This window comes from Massilibacteroides vaginae (assembly GCF_900178525.1).
Classification (GTDB): Bacteria; Bacteroidota; Bacteroidia; order Bacteroidales; family Tannerellaceae; genus Massilibacteroides; species Massilibacteroides vaginae.
Map to the genome: position 1 here is coordinate 441,917 of NZ_FXDJ01000007.1, position 17,982 is coordinate 459,898.

General features: G+C 42.4%; 12 protein-coding genes. 8 read left to right on the top strand and 4 right to left on the bottom strand.

Features of this window, described 5'->3' with window-relative positions; translation table 11 throughout:
* Nucleotides 1-124 precede the first annotated feature (124 nt).
* Entirely contained in the window at nucleotides 125-580 is a 456-nt protein-coding gene (gene queF / locus B9Y81_RS04790; protein ID WP_085535852.1) for a preQ(1) synthase, read from the top strand.
* Nucleotides 581-640: 60 nt separating this feature from the next.
* Entirely contained in the window at nucleotides 641-1,432 is a 792-nt protein-coding gene (locus B9Y81_RS04795) for a 3-keto-disaccharide hydrolase (RefSeq protein WP_085535853.1), read from the top strand.
* A gap of 4 nt (nucleotides 1,433-1,436) precedes the next feature.
* Here B9Y81_RS04795 and B9Y81_RS04800 read toward each other — a convergent pair whose 3' ends face one another.
* Nucleotides 1,437-3,191, bottom strand: coding sequence for a DNA polymerase III subunit gamma/tau (locus tag B9Y81_RS04800; RefSeq protein ID WP_085535854.1), 1,755 nt, complete (start codon nucleotides 3,189-3,191; stop codon nucleotides 1,437-1,439).
* Between the two features lie 339 nt (nucleotides 3,192-3,530).
* Here B9Y81_RS04800 and B9Y81_RS04805 point away from each other — a divergent pair, with 339 nt between their 5' ends.
* From B9Y81_RS04805 to secA, 3 genes are read left to right on the top strand one after another with little or no spacing between them, the layout of a single operon-like run.
* Nucleotides 3,531-4,724 carry a lipoprotein N-acyltransferase Lnb domain-containing protein gene (locus B9Y81_RS04805; RefSeq protein WP_085536004.1) on the top strand — a complete coding sequence of 398 codons (1,194 nt, stop codon included), beginning with the start codon at nucleotides 3,531-3,533 and terminating at the stop codon, nucleotides 4,722-4,724.
* Nucleotides 4,721-6,307 (top strand): alkaline phosphatase family protein, encoded by a 1,587-nt coding sequence (locus B9Y81_RS04810; RefSeq protein ID WP_085535855.1) that lies wholly within the window; start codon nucleotides 4,721-4,723, stop codon nucleotides 6,305-6,307. Before B9Y81_RS04805 ends, B9Y81_RS04810 begins: the two co-directional genes overlap by 4 nt.
* A gap of 26 nt (nucleotides 6,308-6,333) precedes the next feature.
* A complete protein-coding gene (gene secA, locus B9Y81_RS04815) occupies nucleotides 6,334-9,669 on the top strand; it encodes a preprotein translocase subunit SecA (protein ID WP_085535856.1) in 3,336 nt (1,111 codons plus the stop codon).
* 56 nt (nucleotides 9,670-9,725) lie between these two features.
* Here the strand turns inward: secA and B9Y81_RS04820 are convergent, their stop codons facing one another.
* Nucleotides 9,726-10,622 (bottom strand): helix-turn-helix domain-containing protein, encoded by an 897-nt coding sequence (locus B9Y81_RS04820; RefSeq protein WP_085535857.1) that lies wholly within the window; start codon nucleotides 10,620-10,622, stop codon nucleotides 9,726-9,728.
* A gap of 139 nt (nucleotides 10,623-10,761) precedes the next feature.
* On the opposite strand from B9Y81_RS04820, the gene B9Y81_RS04825 reads away from it, so the two are divergent.
* Genes B9Y81_RS04825 through B9Y81_RS04835 form a run of 3 tightly spaced genes read left to right on the top strand, consistent with a single transcriptional unit; the run spans nucleotide 10,762 to nucleotide 16,336 of the window.
* Nucleotides 10,762-11,829, top strand: coding sequence for an efflux RND transporter periplasmic adaptor subunit (locus tag B9Y81_RS04825; RefSeq protein ID WP_085535858.1), 1,068 nt, complete (start codon nucleotides 10,762-10,764; stop codon nucleotides 11,827-11,829).
* Nucleotides 11,829-14,948 (top strand): efflux RND transporter permease subunit, encoded by a 3,120-nt coding sequence (locus B9Y81_RS04830; protein WP_085535859.1) that lies wholly within the window; start codon nucleotides 11,829-11,831, stop codon nucleotides 14,946-14,948. The genes B9Y81_RS04825 and B9Y81_RS04830 overlap by 1 nt, the downstream gene beginning before the upstream one ends.
* Nucleotides 14,945-16,336 carry a TolC family protein gene (locus B9Y81_RS04835; protein WP_085535860.1) on the top strand — a complete coding sequence of 464 codons (1,392 nt, stop codon included), beginning with the start codon at nucleotides 14,945-14,947 and terminating at the stop codon, nucleotides 16,334-16,336. Before B9Y81_RS04830 ends, B9Y81_RS04835 begins: the two co-directional genes overlap by 4 nt.
* Nucleotides 16,337-16,567: 231 nt before the next feature.
* On the opposite strand, the gene B9Y81_RS04840 is transcribed toward B9Y81_RS04835, so the two are convergent.
* Entirely contained in the window at nucleotides 16,568-17,008 is a 441-nt protein-coding gene (locus tag B9Y81_RS04840; protein ID WP_085535861.1) for a YbaN family protein, read from the bottom strand.
* Nucleotides 17,008-17,982: a methionyl-tRNA formyltransferase gene (fmt, locus tag B9Y81_RS04845; protein ID WP_085535862.1), complete on the bottom strand. Its 975-nt coding sequence runs from the start codon at nucleotides 17,980-17,982 to the stop codon at nucleotides 17,008-17,010. The genes B9Y81_RS04840 and fmt overlap by 1 nt, the downstream gene beginning before the upstream one ends.

Genomic DNA, 17,982 nt, shown 5'->3' on the forward strand with positions numbered 1-17,982 from the left:
TTGTCAATAAACTATTATATCACTTTTTCTTCATTTCTCCACCAACATCTCTTCTTTCTAAATTTACAATGTATACCTAATGCCTGAATTCTATATCTTTGTTGCATAAAAACAAGACACTAAAATGAGAGAGCAGGAAAATTTGCAACAACTCGGGAAAACAACCGTGTACAAACAGGATTATGCGCCTGAAGTGTTAGAGGCCTTCGATAATAAACACCCGGAAAACGACTATTGGGTACGGTTCAACTGTCCGGAATTTACCAGTTTATGCCCTATTACCGGACAGCCGGACTTCGCAACGATTCATATTGATTATATTCCGGATATCAAGATGGTGGAGAGTAAAAGTTTAAAGCTATACCTTTTCAGTTTTCGGAACCATGGTGCTTTTCACGAAGATTGTGTAAACATCATTATGAAAGATCTTATCAAACTGATGAACCCGAACTATATTGAAGTGACAGGTATATTTACTCCCCGCGGTGGTATCAGCATCTATCCTTTCTGTAATTACGGAAAGCCTGATTCTAAATATGAAGCACTGGCAGAAAAAAGATTATTCGAACATAACCGATAGTAAATTCAGAAATAGTGTACATTTGTACAAGTATTAATTACTAATTTTAATAATAGTATCATGTATAAAAGAAACAGGACTGCAAAAGCCGGCCTTTTGGTATTGGCATGTGCTGCGTGCGGTACGCTTTCAGCGCAAAAAGAGTACCCAAAACAAGAAAAAATGACTCCGGGAATGTCTGAGTATTGGACTCCGCAACCCAAAGTAGTTACTCCGGGCGAACCTAACGCAAATGCATTCATTTCCGCACCTTCAGACGCGATCGTGTTATTTGACGGAAAGGATCTTTCTGCCTGGAAGTCTGCCAAAGAGGGAGAAGCCAAATGGAAAGTGGAGAACGGGGCATTTACCGTTGTAAAGGGAACCGGAGATATTCAAACTAAACAAGAGTTTGAAAGTTTTCAATTGCATATCGAATGGCAAATCCCGGCTAACATCACAGGAAAAAGCCAGGCGCGTGGAAACAGCGGAATCTTTTTGCAAGGCAAATACGAAATACAGGTATTGGATTGCTATAACAACGAAACTTACGTAAACGGACAAACAGGTAGTGTTTATAAACAAACACCTCCTTTGGCTAACGCAATGCGTAAACCCGGCGAATGGAATGTGTACGACATCATTTATTCTGCTCCGGTATTCAAAGAAGACGGAACTTATCGTGTGCCTCCTCGTGTAACTGTTATCCAGAACGGTATCGTACTTCAAAACAACACAACGATATTAGGAACAACGGAATACATCGGCTTCCCAAAAGTTGAGAAACATGGTGCCGGTCCTTTGATTCTTCAGGATCATGGAGATCCAAGCGAACCAATCAGTTTCCGTAATATCTGGATCAGGGAATTATAATCGTTTAATCTAAGATCAGATTAAACTCATCTTTCAACCGGGCGAGGGCAGGATTTTGATTCAAAAGATGCTCATATCGTTCGGTTGACGTATAAGCGAGATGCTTCTCATTTGTCTCTACAATCCTTACACGCATTTGTATTTTCGTATTGTGCAGCCTGGCACGTAAGAAGGAAAGAATATCAATACTATTAACCGTCAATTCATTCTGTTGCCCCGGGTTATGTACAGCCACTTCAAAATGAAAATTTTCCTGCAATACCGGTTCGCAATTTATCATTGTATTTTTTAAGTATACTTTCTCTCCCGTCGAATCAATAAATTCTTTCCAAAAACGAAGCAGATTTTCTTCGTCAAAAGGAGTACTCAGTACCGTTTCTGTTTGAGGTTGATTAGCTTCAGACTTTACCTCTTCTTTTTTCTGCCCTATCTCTTTCAATGAAATCCCCATAGTAGGACGGGCTGAAAAACTTTTTTTCGCCGGGCTTGCCGACGGTACTTCCGGTGCCTTAACAGGCGCGTCCACAGGCATTGTAGTAGTTATAACCTGGGGTTGAGAAGTGGGATTTTTTGTTACAGTAACAGGTGTTGGTGCCGTAACCGGTTGTCCTTCCTGATTAGGAAGAGTTTCAATCAGTCCTTTTTTTTTATCGTCTTCCGGTCCTTTAGCTGTTAATTGACAGAGCTGAATCAGGGTGAGTTCTAACAGTAACCGTTTATTCCGGCTGGTGCGATAGTTCAGGTCACATGCGTTCGCTAATTCGATTGCCTTATATAATAAGGTGTCGGAACAGCGTTTTGCCATTTCCTTGTATCGCTCCCGAATAGAAGCACCTACTTCAAATAAAATTAATGTAGCCTCGTCACGACAGACCAGCAAGTCGCGAAAATGCGAAGCTAAGCCTGTAATAATATTCTGCCCGTCAAAACCTTTGCCTAAAATATCGTTGAGCGTAAGGATAGCCGCGCGTACATTTCCGGTCAATATTGCTTCAGTCAGACGGAAGTAATATTCATAGTCGAGTACATTCAGGTTATCAATTACAGACTGATAAGAGATGTTCCCTCCGCTAAAACTGGCAACCTGATCAAATATAGATAAAGCGTCACGCATACCTCCATCGGCTTTTTGCGCGATAACGTTCAACGCTTCGGGTTCGGCAATAATATTCTCGCAAGAAGCAACATATTCCAGATGTTCCACCATATCCGCAATTGAGATGCGGGAAAAGTCATATATCTGGCAACGCGAAAGAATGGTTGGTAACACTTTGTGTTTTTCTGTTGTAGCCAGAATAAAAAGAGCATGATGGGGCGGCTCTTCCAGTGTTTTCAGAAATGCATTAAAAGCCGCGGCACTTAGCATGTGCACCTCGTCAATAATGAAAACTTTATATTTTCCGATTGCCGGTGGGATTCGCACCTGGTCTATCAAGGAGCGGATATCGTCTACCGAGTTATTCGAAGCCGCGTCTAACTCATGTATATTATAGGATCGCTGTTCATTAAACGCCTTACAGGATTCGCATTCATTACAAGCATCTCCTTCAGCCGTTAAATTAAGACAGTTTATTGTTTTCGCGAAAATACGCGCGCAGGAGGTTTTCCCCACACCACGCGGACCACAAAATAAGTAGGCATGGGCTAATTTATTGGTTTGTATAGCATTTTTCAGCGTAGTCGTTAAAGATTTTTGTCCTACCACACTACGAAACGTGGAGGGGCGATACTTCCGGGCCGATACAATATAATTATCCATTTGTCGCTTTTTTATTCGTGAATACAAACTTACATAAAAATTATGCGGGTTTCATAATAGGAATGATCAAAAACACACAGCCCTAAAAAATCATTCCTTTTTTTACATAGTAATACGATTAAAAACATAAAGGATATTTTTTCGAAAATAAAGGATATTTTTCGAAAAATAACCTTTATAAAAATCACAGTAAAGAATGTGTTGATTTTCAACGTTTTTGAAAATCGCATTTTAGCGGGTAAATTAATGCCGTTTTCACCTTCGATTTCAGCTCTATCACGGGCAATTTTATTGCTTCGTTTAGAAACAAGAGTTTTTTCTTACATTTGCAAAAAAAACATGCGACAATATATTATTGTGTATTTATTTCTGCTTTCGCTCCTACCCCTGTCGGCCCAACAAAAGGTCAGTTTAGGTGAGGAGTCGGAAATCAGTTTACTTATCTGCGGCCCTTCTCACGACAAATCGTTCACATTATACGGACACGCGGCTTTTCGCATTAAAGATACGGCTCAAAATTTCGACACGATATTCAACTACGGGCTGTTCGATTTCACCAGTTCTAATTTTTTATATCGATTTGCCAAAGGGGAAACGGATTACAAGTTAGGGGCTGCCGGATTTCTGGATTACATGATTGAATATCAGATGAGGGGCAGCTATGTTAACGAATTGGTTCTCAACCTGACCACAGAAGAAAAGAACAAGATATGGGATGCGCTGCTTATTAATTATCTACCGGAAAACCGGGTATACCGGTATAATTTCTTTTTTGATAATTGTGCGACGCGACTTGTTTCAATCGTAGAGCAGCACATAAACGGACGTATAATCTACAATACCGATCAGCCGGAACAGACCTTTCGGGATCTGATTAATTATTGTACGCGCGGGCATCATTGGCTTACCTTCGGTTGCGACCTCGCTTTAGGAAGTCCGACTGACGACTTAGCGACACCGCGCGAAAAGATGTTCCTCCCCGAACATTTGGAAAGTGCGTTCAAAACAGCGACTGTTAAATCTGAAGATGGCAGTTCGCGTTCATTAATAAAAGCGGTTATCCCTTTAGCCGACTTCGAACCGGAAATAAATAATTATCCTCCGGAGCTATTTACGCCTATTGTCTGTAGTTTACTGATTTTATTGGTTACCGCAGGTATTACCTATTGGGAATGGAAGAGAAAGAAACAGGCTAAATATTTGGATATAATACTATTTACCATAGCCGGAATTGCCGGGTGTGTGTTGTTTTTTCTCAGCTTCATATCAACTCACCCTTGTGTATATCCGAACTGGTCGCTTGTTTGGTTGCATCCGTTACACTTAGTCGGCGTATTACTAATTGCAGTAAAAAGATTTGCGAAGGCGGCTTTTTGCTATCATTTTATTAACTTTGTGGCGCTTACGATTTTGTTGCCGGGATGGATGTTTATCCCACAGCATTTGAACATAGCTTTTGTACCTCTGATTCTGACCCTTTGGATAAGGTCGGTATTTGCGGTTTACAGATATAAAACACAGAAAATAAAATGAGACGATTAATAACCTCGCTGATCGCGATTTTGGCGGTAACGAATTTGGAGGCTCAACAACAAGCACCCAAATTGGTTGTTTGCATAACCGTTGATCAACTGAGGGGAGATTATATAGAGTATTTTTACAATACATTTGGTGAGGGTGGCTTTAAACGTCTGATGAATGAAGGGCGTATGTATAAGAACATACGTTTCGAATTTTCGAATGTTGATCAGGCAAGTGCTTTTGCTACCATTTTTACCGGCAGCAATCCGTGTTATCATGGAATTGCTTCGGATAAAAAGTACGATTTCAACAAAGGCAAAGAGACGTCTTCTTTAAACGACCCCAATTATCTGGGCAACTATACGCGCGATAATTATTCGCCTAAAGCGTTACTTGCTTCAACAATCGGAGATGAGTTAAAGATCGCGTCCAGAGGCAGAAGCGATGTTTTTGCAATCGCACCAAATGCGGAAAGCGCGATTCTTTCTGCCGGCAACGCGGCAAACGGAGCTTTCTGGATGGACGACTACAACGGAAAATGGGCAACTACTACTTATTTCAAAGGGATTCCCTGGTATGTAGATCGTTATAATAACGGAACGGAATCATTGACTCCCCGTTTGGAGCAAATGACCTGGACTCCGTCTCTGCCAATCGATAAATTGAATGCTTTTCCTTATGTACTGGAAGACATTCCTTTTAAATATACATTCAGTGAGAAAAGCGGTACGGCCTATCTCAATATAAAAACGTCTCCCTTCATTAACAAGGAGATCAACAGACTGGCTCTGCAATTTCTCGAATACGGTGGGTTCGGCACCCGTTCTTGTCCGGATATGCTGGCAATCACCTATTACGCCGGCAACTATCGGGGAACAATGAGTAAAGAGTATACCCGTGAGATTCAGGACACTTACTACCAATTAGACAAGGATATTGAACAATTACTCGGAGCGATTGACAAAAAGATCGGGCTCGCGAATACGTTGATTGTTTTTACCGGAAGTGGCTATTACAGCAGCATTGAAGAGTATCCGGAAGGTATGCTATTAGCCGGGGGTGAATTCCATCCGAAACGTTGTACAGCCTTACTGAATATGTATCTGATGGCCATTTACGGACAAACGAACTGGGTAACCGGCTATTACAACAATCAGATATACCTGAACCGTAAGGCCATAGAAGACGCGAAATTAAACCTGCCCGAAATACAGATGAAGGCTGCAGAGTTTGTTCGTGAATTTAGCGGCGTTCAGCATGTTACAACCGATTATTCGTTAAAAACGGGAGACTGGAATGAAGGCACGTCTTCCCTTCGGCAAGGTACACATCATCTGGGAAGGGGTGATCTTATTGTGGAACTTCAGCCGGGATGGGTTATCAATAACGAGGTGGCTAAAGAAAAGCCAAAGGTAGTCCGCAACAATGCGGTTATTACTCCTCTTATTTTTTTCGGAAACGGCATAAAACCTGAACATATCTACCGTGAGATAAAAGCGACTGAGGTTGCTCCTACCGTTACTCATGTGCTCAGAATCAGACCGCCGAACGCGAGTCGTGAATTACCACTTTCTGAGTTTACCAACAAAAAATAACGAATAAAAAAATACAATATTATAGTATGGGATTTAATGAATTCATGACGAAGTTATTCGGCAATAAATCGCAACGTGACCTTAAAACGATAGATCCTTACGTTGAGAAGATCAAAGCCGCTTATCCGTCTATTGCTGCGCTATCTAATGACGAATTGCGTGCTAAAACTGAAGAAATCAAACAACGTATTCAGGATTATGTAGCTGACGAACGAAGTAAAGTAGAAGAACTTCGCAAAAATATTGACAACAAAGAGCTCGAAGAACGTGAAACGATCTGGGCTGAAGTTGATAAAATTGAGAAAGAGATTACCGATAAAATGGAAGAGGTTCTGGTAGAGGTAATGCCGGAGGTTTTTTCAATCGTTAAAGATACGGCTCGTCGTTTTACTGAGCATGCAGAAGTTATTGTTACAGCAACTGATTTTGACCGTGATTTGGCGGCAAAACATGATTTTGTACGTATTGAAGGAGATCAAGCGATTTTCCAGAATCAGTGGACTGCCGGAGGTAATGAAATTGTCTGGGACATGATTCATTACGATGTACAGCTGTTTGGTGGTGTGGTTTTACACAAAGGTAAGATCGCGGAAATGGCTACCGGTGAAGGTAAAACATTGGTAGCAACCCTGCCGGTGTTTCTGAATGCCCTGACTCGTAATGGTGTGCATGTGGTAACGGTGAACGACTACCTGTCGAAACGTGACTCGGAATGGATGGGGCCATTATATATGTTTCATGGCTTATCTGTGGATTGTATTGATAAACACCAACCAAACTCGGATGCGCGTAGGGCAGCTTATAATGCTGATATTACTTTCGGAACAAACAATGAATTTGGTTTCGACTACCTGCGCGATAACATGGCCGTCAGCCCAAGCGATCTCGTACAGCGTAAACATAACTACGCGATTGTCGATGAGGTAGACTCCGTGTTAATCGACGATGCGCGTACACCATTGATTATTTCCGGTCCGATTCCACGTGGTGAAGAACAACTGTTCGAACAGTTCCGCCCGAATGTGGAAGTCGTAGTGAATGCGCAAAAGAATCTTTGTACCAAATTATTGACTGAAGCAAAACAAAAAATAACCAGTTCTGATAGTAAAGTATCAGAAGAAGGTTTCCTTCTACTCTTCCGTTCATTCAAAGGTTTCCCAAAGAATAAAGCGTTGATCAAATTCCTAAGTGAACCGGGTATCAAAGCGGGAATGCTTAAAACTGAAGCATTCTATATGGAAAATAACATGCGTAACATGCACCTTGTTACGGAAGATCTGTACTTCGTCATTGAAGAAAAGAACAACAGCATTGAATTGACCGATAAGGGTATTGATTTGCTTACCGGAAAAACGGACGACCCTCACTTCTTCGTTTTGCCTGATATTACTTCCGAACTGTCGCAATTGGATAATGAACCCGGAGGTGAAGAAGAAAGACAAGCTAAAAAAGATGAAATACTCGCGAATTATTCCGTAAAGAGCGAGCGTGTACATACAATCAATCAGTTATTAAAAGCTTATACTTTATTTGAAAAAGACGACGAATATGTTGTTATGGATAATAAGGTAATGATCGTAGACGAGCAGACCGGACGTATCATGGATGGTCGTCGTTATTCTGACGGTCTGCATCAGGCTATTGAAGCTAAAGAAGGCGTAAAAGTAGAAGCTGCTACACAAACCTTCGCGACAATTACCCTTCAGAACTATTTCCGTATGTACCACAAGCTTTCGGGTATGACCGGTACAGCAGAAACAGAAGCCGGTGAACTTTGGGACATCTATAAGTTGGATGTTGTGGTTATTCCAACCAATCGTCCGATTGCCCGTAAAGATATGAATGACCGTATCTACAAAACAAAGCGCGAAAAGTATTCGGCTGTTATTGAAGAGATCGGTGCATTGGTAGAAGCCGGACGCCCGGTGCTTGTCGGTACGACTTCTGTGGAAATTTCCGAATTGCTTAGCCGTATGTTGAATCTGAGAAAGATCCCTCATAATGTACTGAACGCGAAGTTGCACCAACGTGAAGCAGACATTGTTGCTCAGGCTGGTAAAAGCGGAACGGTTACAATTGCAACGAACATGGCCGGTCGTGGTACCGACATTAAACTTTCCGCTGAAGTTAAAGCTGCCGGAGGTTTGGCTATTATAGGTACTGAGCGACATGAAAGCCGTCGTGTAGACAGACAGTTACGTGGTCGTGCCGGACGTCAGGGAGACCCGGGTTCATCCGTATTCTTTGTTTCATTGGAAGACGATTTGATGCGTTTGTTTGCGTCTGATAAAATCGCCGGTTTAATGGATAAACTTGGATTCAAAGAAGGCGAAGTTCTTGAACACAGCATGTTAAGCAAGTCTGTGGAACGCGCACAGAAAAAAGTGGAAGAAAACAACTTCGGTATTCGTAAGCGTTTGCTGGAATACGACGACGTAATGAACTCACAACGTACCGTAATTTACACTCGTAGACGCCATGCTTTAATGGGTGAACGTATCGGATTAGATGTGCTTAATACGATTTACGACACTTCCAACGCCATTGTTGATCAGCACGCTGAAGATAATGACTACGAAGGTTTCAAGTTGGAATTATTCAAGACATTTGCTCTTGAAAGTCCGTTTACTGAAGAGGTGTTCAAAGATACAAAAGCCGACAAACTACAAGATCAGTTGTTTGACACCACATTAACTACATTCAAACGTAGAATGGAACGTATAGCGCAAGTAGCTAATCCTGTGATCAAGCAGGTTTATGAAACCCAGGGAGCGCAATACGAAAACATCATGATCCCAATTACCGACGGTAAAAGAATGTACAATGTATCCTGCAATCTGAAAGAGGCCTATGAAACCGAATGTAAGGTAATAGCAAAATCATTCCAGAAAGCAATCACACTGCATACGATAGATGAATCATGGAAAGAACATCTCCGTGAAATGGATGAACTGCGTCATTCCGTACAAAACGCAAGTTATGAAAACAAAGATCCATTGTTGATCTATAAACTTGAATCGTACACCCTGTTTAAAACAATGGTCGACGTGATGAACCGCAAAACAGCAGCAATCCTGATGCGTGGACAAATCCCGGTTCGCGAAGAATCTGCCGAAGATCAGGAAGCAGCTCGTCAACGAGTAGCGGTAAGAGAGGCAGCACCTGAACGCAAACAGGACATGAGCCGTTATCGCACCGGAAGATCCGCAGATCAAGGGAATCCGCAGATGCCGCCATTGCCCAATACACAACAACAGCAACGCCACGAACCAATACGGGCAGAAAAAAGAGTAGGACGAAACGATCCTTGCCCTTGCGGAAGTGGAAAGAAATATAAGAACTGCCACGGCGCAGGATTATAAAACAAACAAAAGTGTCTTCAAAGCACGTCTATCAGACGATTTTGAAGACACTTTTTTTATTTTGTTCTATAGGCATACGGAGAAACTCCGGTATGCGAAGTAAAGTAACGACTGAAATGAGATTGGTTCGAAAAGTTTAACCTATCACTAATCTGCTGAATAGTTTGTGATGTATTCTTTAGTAGTGTTTTGGCTTCCAGTATCACATATTCATCAATCCAGTCTGACGCTTTCTTGCCGCTTACTTCCAGAATGATTTTAGAAAAGTACTTAGGAGTCAACGAGGCTTTGTCGGCATAATACTGTATCTTACGATGTTGATAAAACTCATCATTAACGTCACGGATAAAACGATAAAATATTTCGTCGTGTCTGCTGCTTGCCTCAACCAGCTTTTCCTGTTCTGAGAAAAAAATATGACAAACGTGGTAAAACATGATCCTGAAATAATGATGGATAATATTTATCCGGTATTTATTGTCTCTTTGACGAATCGTATTCCGGATACCTCTAAAAAGAGAGCTTTCCTCCTGCATAAGTTCTTGGGAGATAGAATAACAGGATTTCCATGTTACTGCTTTGCCAATATTAAACAGCAGACTGCGGATATCATTTTGTTCAAGTAAGAATTCATCTTTCACTAACATAAAACCCGCTTTAAAGTCCGGGCTAAATTCCAGCATCTGGAATATCTGATCGGTAAGGATAACAACAAACTTATTTTCCGACAGAACGATTTCATTAACCCCTTGCCTTAACCTTAATGATCCTTCAGTGCACAGAATAATCATATTCAGATTTATACGCATAGGATACTCAGGCACTTCTAAAAAATCGAGCACTTTCGTTGTGTCTTCAAAGTTATCAAAAACAACAAATTCGTTGGACAAAGAATCTGTCTCGATTCTTCTCCAGATAGTTTCCAGACTTATATCAAATACTTTCTCGCTCATATTTTATTCTTTCGTATGCAAATATGCAAAGAAACAAACAGTCATCAAACTTAAATTCGACCTTTTGGTATATTTCTCCGATTTATAGGACTTTCTTAATCTTAATTAAAGACGGAACTTTGCAATAAAAACTTCGACAATGAAAATGAAAACATTAGGACTATTAGGTATTATCTTGTTTTTACTCCCGTCTTGTTCTCAAAAAGAGTCAAATAAGGCGATTATTCCTTTTGTGAAAACAACAACTGTGTTTGCACACGAAAACAAGCAGGAAATTTTACTTCCGGGTAAGATTAAAGCTTCTTTAGACGTGAATCTCTCGTTTAAAGTAAGCGGAACAATACAGAAAGTATATGTAAATGCAGGCGACCAGGTGAAACGCGGACAGTTATTGGCTGAAATGGATCCGAAGGATTATGAAATACAATTTTCAGCAACAGAAGCGGAATATAAACAGATCAAAGGGGAAGCCGAACGCATTATCGCCCTTTATGAAAGAGGTAGCGTAACAACAAACGACTACGAAAAAGCGGTATACGGACTAAAACAAATCACCGCAAAATACGATGCGCACAAAAAGGCATTAGACGACACCCGTCTGTATGCTCCTTTTGAGGGCTACATACAAAAGCGGTTATTTCAACAGAATGAGACGATCGCGGCAGGTTATCCGGTTTTTTCTATGATTAATTCGGGAAATCTTGAAGTAGAGGTAAATATTTCCTCATCCGATTTTCTGAAACGGGCAAGCTTTACCGAATTTAGTTGTTCGGTAGATGTATTGGGCGGGCGTTCTTTTCCGCTCGAGATGATTGCTGTTAACCGGAAGGCCAATATGAATCAGCTTTATACCATGCGTCTGAACTTTAAAGAGAAACAAAATGGCGTGTCTCCTACTCCCGGTATGACGACTATGGTGTCCATCTTTTACAATGACGAAGGCGACGGAAAGGTATCCATTCCGTTATCTGCGATTTTCGAAAAAGAGTCGGATTCTTTTGTATGGGTCTATAATCCGTCAGATTCCCGGATCAGTGCGAGAAAAGTGAAAGTCGCTGAAGTACTGCTGAACGGAACAGTTATTCTATCCGAAGGACCCGAAGCAGGAGCTATTGTTGTTACTGCCGGTATACATAGTTTGAAAGAAGGCGACAAAGTACAACTTCTTCCGGAAGTTTCATCTACTAATATCGGAGGATTATTATAATGGACATAGGAAAATGGGCATTAGATAACCGTAAGTTGATTTACTTCTTCATTGCGGCATTTATTGTAGGAGGCGTTCTCTCCTACCAGAATATGAGTAAGCTGGAAGATCCGGAAATCAAGGTAAAGCAGGCGTTGATTATAACCACCTATCCGGGAGCATCACCGCATGAGGTTGAACTGGAAGTGACCGATGTACTTGAAAAAAGTATTCGTTCGATGAGTAATATCGATTATATAGAAAGTCGTTCTTTGAGCGATCTTTCAATGATTACGGTCGAACTATCAACCCTTGTTCCAGAGGAAGAGGTAGAACAATACTGGGACATGCTTCGTCGGAAAGTGAGCAATACGCAACATTTACTGCCCCAGGGAGCTTCAGCGTCTATTGTTAAAGACGATTTTGGGGATGTGTTCGGGATGTTTTACGCCATTACGGCAGACGGATTTTCGGATCGTGAAATCGGTGAATACGCTGATTTGGCGAAGAAAAGAATACAGAACATTGAAGGTATATCGAAAGTAGAAATATACGGCGAACAACAGGAGTGTATTAACATAAGTCTTTATCAGGACAAAATGGCCTACTTAGGCGTTCATCCGGCCGAAGTGTTGGCTACCCTCAACGGGCAAAACAAAACTATTTATTCCGGTTATTACGAAACAGGCGACGTTCGTTTGCGTGTTTCTGTGAACGACAGGTATCGCTCGGTAAACGACATCGCGAACCTGTTGTTGCAAGGGCATGAAGGCGATCAACTCCGATTGAAAGATATTGCCTCGGTTACTAAGGGATACGAAGAGCCGGTACGTAATGAAATGATGTATGACGGACAAAAGGCTCTTGGCTTCTCCATCTCGGCATTAAGCGGAACCGATGTTACCCAATTAGGCAAAGAGGTTGATCAAGTATTGCAAGAGCTGCAAGCGGAAAAGATCCCTGCGGGAATTGCTTTTAATAAAGTGTTTTTTCAGCCTGACCGGGTGAACGATGCTTTGCAGACGTTTATTCTGAATCTTATTATGTCGGCCGTTATCGTTATTGGTATTTTGGTTTTTATCGTTGGATTTAAAAGCAGCCTGATCATCGCGTTGAGCTTGGTGGTCACCGTGTTTGGTTCGATCTTTATCCTAAGTATGATGGACGGAACCTTGCAGAGGGTTTCTCTTGCCTCCTTTATTCTGGCTATGGCCTTGCTGGTAGACAACGCGATAGTGATAATCGATGGCATTTTGCTTGATCTGAAATTGGGGAAGCCTCGCAGGGAAGCGATGACAAATATCGGACGCAAAACAGGTATTCCTTTGCTTGGAGCTACATTAATCGCTATTCTTTCCTTTCTTCCTATATTCTTATCACCGGACACAGCAGGAGTTTACGTGCGCGATTTATTTATAGTGCTTGCCGTTTCTCTCTTACTGAGTTGGTTGCTTGCCTTAACTCAGATTCCGATTCAGGCGGATCAGACCATACATATTGAACCGGACAAAAACGGCAGCAAAGATTTGTTTAACAGCAAATATTATAACGGCCTACGGAAAGTTTTAAGATGGGGATTAGGACATAAAACCGTGTCTATTGCAGCAGCTATCGTGCTTGTTGCCGCAAGTGCATTTTGTTATCGTTTTCTGCCTCAAGGGTTTTTCCCGGACATGAATTACGACCAGCTTTATATTGAATATAAACTACCGGAAGGAACAAACAGCAACCGGATAAAAGCAGACCTACTGAAGATCAGTGACGATTTATTGAAACGGGAAGATATTAAACATGTTACCGCTTCGGTGGGAGGAACACCGAGTCGGTATAATCTGGTGCGCAGCATTGCCGATCCATCCTTGTCGTACGGAGAGTTGATCGTTGATTTCGCATCGCCCAAAGAGCTTGTGGCTTCTATGGAAGAAATTCAGGAGAAACTCAGCAATGAATATCCGGGCGCGTATGTCCGCTTAAAACGTTACAACCTGATGTACAAGAAGTATCCTATTGAAGTTCAATTCAACGGTCCGGATCCGGCTGTACTGAAAGAGTTGGCAAAACAAGCGCAAGACATTATGGAAAAGGACGAGAACACATTCTTGGTCACGTCAAACTGGGAGCCTAAGGTTCCTGTATTTATGGTTGACTACAACCAACCTATCGCGCGCAATGTAGGCTTAAGCCGTGAAGATATCGGATTGTCCTTGCTAACTTCAACGGGAGGTATTCCTACCGGAAAGTTCTATGATGGAATACACGGTGAGACGATCTATCTTAAAACGGTCGACAAGGATGGCAACCCGATTGAGAATCTGGATAACACATCGGTATTCAGTGTGATCCCGTCATTATCCGCGTTAAGTCGTGAGAATCTGCAAAATCTGATGACCGGTGCTTTGTCGGAGGAAGACCTGATCGCCTCTGTGCTTCAAACAGTACCACTTAGTCAGGCTTCAAACGGCATTCGCTTCAAATGGGAAGACCCGGTAGTGGTACGTTACAACGGCGAACGCGCCATACGCGCCCAATGCAACCCTGCTTATGGTGTTGGGGCTGAGAAAGCCAGACAAAGCGTTGCTAAAGAAATAGAAGCTATACCGTTACCTTCCGGCTACAGCATGCAATGGGAAGGAGAAAACAAAGCAAGCGGAGAAGCCATGAAGTATCTGTTCCAGAATCTTCCGTTAGCGATCATCCTTATTCTGGCTATATTGATCATGTTGTTTAAAGATTACAAAAAGCCTTTGATCATTTTCTGTTGTATTCCATTAATATTCACAGGTGTTATAATCAGTATGCTGATTTCGGGCAAAACATTTGGTTTCGTGGCGATTGTCGGTGTACTCGGATTGATCGGTATGATGGTTAAAAACGGAATCGTACTTATGGATGAGATTAACGCGCAACTGGCTTCCGGCGTAGAACCGATAGAAGCATTGATTGAAAGTACCGTAATTCGTTTTCGTCCGGTTATCTTGGTTTCGTTAACAACAATACTCGGCATGATCCCGCTTCTGTCTGACGATATGTTCGGGTCTATGGCCGTTACAATTATGGGCGGATTGCTTGTGGGTACGCTTATTACGCTCTTTTTCATTCCGATACTCTATGCAGCATTTTTTAAAATCAAAATGAAATGAAACGAATTATTTATTCTATCACAACTATACTCCTTTTTTCCGTTTACGGACTGACAGCTCAACAAACAATGACGCTTGAGCAATGCCGTGAAATGGCGCTCGAAAACAATAAACAAATGGCTATAGCCGCTAAAACGAGCGAAAAGGCATCAACCGATGTTAAGGCCTACCGGGCAAATTATTTCCCCAAATTTTCATTAACGGGTAATTATTTGTTTTCCGATTCGGAGTCTAAACTCACCCTTCCGGGCGGCTATCTGCCTACTTTCGTGCCCGGACCGGACGGCACTTTGGTTCCCAATATCCTGACCACGTTGCCAAGTGGAGAGCAGGTTTTTAAAGAATACGCCTATATGCCGGACACCGAGTTTCGCTTCAAGCTGAACAACTCCTACACAGCCGGAATCAAAGCTGAACAGCCCCTATTTATGGGAGGAAAGATAGCGGCCGCCTATGAAATGGCAAAAATAGGACACGAATTGGCCGAACTCAATGGAGATCTTACGCGTAGCGAGGTGCTTGTTCTGACCGACGAAGCCTACTGGACTTACGTAAAAGTATGCGAACTACACAAAGTAGCCCGGCAATACAAAGGCGTGGTAAACGAACTCCTTCGCAATGTACAATCCGGGCACGAAGTAGGGATGGTGCAACGAAACAATGTATTGAAGGTGCAGGTAAAATTGAATGAAGCGGAACTGCAACTACGCAAAGCGGAAAACGCCATACGTTTAGCACGCATGAATCTCTGCCACATCGTGGGCTTACCCCTCACAACGGAAATAACCCTCCCCGACTCTTTTGAAACGCCGGACGCTATTACGGTTTTTCAGGCCGATATTACCAAACGCCCGGAATACGCCATGCTGGACAAGCAAGTTGCACTCAAGCAGCAACAAACCCGGCTTGTACGCAGTGAATTTCTGCCAAGCGTAGGGGTGGCAGCCATGTACAACTATATGCATGGGTTAAAAATGAACGACAAACCGATGTTTGACAATAGTTCCTTTGCCGCCGTTATATCGGTCAACATCCCATTATTTCAATGGGGAGAAGGACGCAACAAGATCCGTTCGGCCCGGACCGAACAAAAAATCACTGAATTGAAACAGGCGGATGCCAACGAAAAGATGGAATTAGAACTGATGAAAAGCATCAATGATGTAGATGAAGCGACGCTTGAAGTAGCGCTTACACAAAACTCATTGATTGAAGCGGAAGAGAACCTCAAAACTCATAAAGACATGTACGAAACCGGCATGGCTACCTTGGTTGATTACCTCGAAGCGCAAACCGCCTGGCAAAAAGCCGGTTCAGACTGTGTAAATGCCAACGCTGCCCTTCGTTTAAGTCTGACAAAACACAAGAAAGCAGCAGGTGAATTATAAGAAAACTTGAATGAATTAACATTTCCATTCAAGCCCAATTAAAAGACTTCGTTTTCAAACATCCTTTATCTTTTCAAACACAAAGGTTATAATTCAAAAAATAACCTTTATGTTTGGAAAAATAAAGGATATATTTTCAGGCCTCCAAAACCATTGAAAATCAATACCTTAAAAGAAGCATATTTTTTCAACAAAACCCCTCGATTTTAAGTTAAAATGGGAAGAAAAACATTAGTTGAGGTGAGAGCCGGGAGTGGTGTTGTCTCTCTCTTCCGGATGATCGGTCAACACCTTGACTTTTGCTTTTTTAGTAGGAAAGGCGACAATATGCCAGGTTACAGCCGAACTTATCAGCACAAGCGCTATCTGCACCCATAAAATGTCAACAAGAAAAAGTGAAGTAACAACTGTTGACAGCCAAATCACGATCAATGTTGTTACTTTAGTGCGTATCGGAATGGCTTTATCCTCCACATAGTCTCTGATGTACCCACCAAAATAACGATTGGCCATTACCCGGTTATACATTTTCTTTGAACTTCGGATATAGCACCAGGAAGTTAAAAGCCAAAAAGGCGTAGTAGGCAATAATGGTACGAAAATACCGATCGCCCCCAAAATAAGGCATATCGTACCAACTATTATATATATGATTTTTTTGGGCTGATTCATCAGTGTACCTGATAGGTTTCGATGTCTTTACAGCCATTTAAGAAATCGGCCACAGCCATTTGCTTCTTACCGGCAAGTTGCACGGTTAGCAAACGAATAAAACCGTCTCTCACTGCTACATCCAGCGTTTTCTTTCCCGTCAAACGAAGTGTTCCGACAGGTAGTGTGTGCTGCTCAACAAGGTATTCGGCCGTGTACAACTTTAGCACTTGCGCTTTGCCTTCTTGCGGTTGCAAATAAGTCCAGGCAGCAGGGTAAGGAGAAAGCCCGCGAATAAAATCATATACCTTCCGCCCCGGCTGTTGCCAATCAATACGGCAGGTGTCTTTAAATATCTTCGGAGCAGCTTTCAGTTCAGCGGCAGAAGCATAGAACGCCTCCTGCGGAATGGCATCTACCTTGTCGTCAAGAATCAGATCGACCGTTTCTAACACCAAGCCGGCACCTATTTGCATCAGTCGGTCGTGAACGTCTCCTACATTATCTGTTTCGGCTATCGGCGTACGTTTCTGAAGGATAATCTTCCCGGTATCGATCTCATGCGTCAGGAAGAAGGTTGTTACGCCTGTTTCAGCATCACCGTTGATAACGGCCCAGTTAATAGGCGCGGCACCACGGTATTGTGGCAGCAAAGAAGCATGCAGGTTAAACGTGCCCAAACGAGGCATATCCCACACCACTTCCGGCAACATACGAAACGCCACCACTATCTGAAGATCAGCTCTAAGCGAACGAAGCTGCTCGACGAAGGCTTCGTCTTTGAGTTTTTCGGGCTGTAGTACCGGGATATTTTTCGACAAGGCGTATTTTTTCACCGGGCTGGCCTGCAACTCACTCATGTGCCGTCCAACCGGTTTATCCGGCATAGTAACCACTCCAACCACCTGATATCCATTCTCAACCAACGCCTGTAAGCTCTCTACTGCAAAATCGGGCGTACCCATATATACGATACGTAAATCTTCTTTTCTCAT

Bases quoted from the DNA above. Each gene is read 5' to 3' on its own strand.
- queF (WP_085535852.1), top strand. From the start codon at position 125: ATGAGAGAGCAGGAAAATTTGCAACAACTCGGGAAAACAACCGTGTAC.
- B9Y81_RS04795 (WP_085535853.1), top strand. From the start codon at position 641: ATGTATAAAAGAAACAGGACTGCAAAAGCCGGCCTTTTGGTATTGGCA.
- B9Y81_RS04800 (WP_085535854.1), bottom strand. From the start codon at position 3,191: ATGGATAATTATATTGTATCGGCCCGGAAGTATCGCCCCTCCACGTTT.
- B9Y81_RS04805 (WP_085536004.1), top strand. From the start codon at position 3,531: ATGCGACAATATATTATTGTGTATTTATTTCTGCTTTCGCTCCTACCC.
- B9Y81_RS04810 (WP_085535855.1), top strand. From the start codon at position 4,721: ATGAGACGATTAATAACCTCGCTGATCGCGATTTTGGCGGTAACGAAT.
- secA (WP_085535856.1), top strand. From the start codon at position 6,334: ATGGGATTTAATGAATTCATGACGAAGTTATTCGGCAATAAATCGCAA.
- B9Y81_RS04820 (WP_085535857.1), bottom strand. From the start codon at position 10,622: ATGAGCGAGAAAGTATTTGATATAAGTCTGGAAACTATCTGGAGAAGA.
- B9Y81_RS04825 (WP_085535858.1), top strand. From the start codon at position 10,762: ATGAAAATGAAAACATTAGGACTATTAGGTATTATCTTGTTTTTACTC.
- B9Y81_RS04830 (WP_085535859.1), top strand. From the start codon at position 11,829: ATGGACATAGGAAAATGGGCATTAGATAACCGTAAGTTGATTTACTTC.
- B9Y81_RS04835 (WP_085535860.1), top strand. From the start codon at position 14,945: ATGAAACGAATTATTTATTCTATCACAACTATACTCCTTTTTTCCGTT.
- B9Y81_RS04840 (WP_085535861.1), bottom strand. From the start codon at position 17,008: ATGAATCAGCCCAAAAAAATCATATATATAATAGTTGGTACGATATGC.
- fmt (WP_085535862.1), bottom strand. From the start codon at position 17,982: ATGAGAAAAGAAGATTTACGTATCGTATATATGGGTACGCCCGATTTT.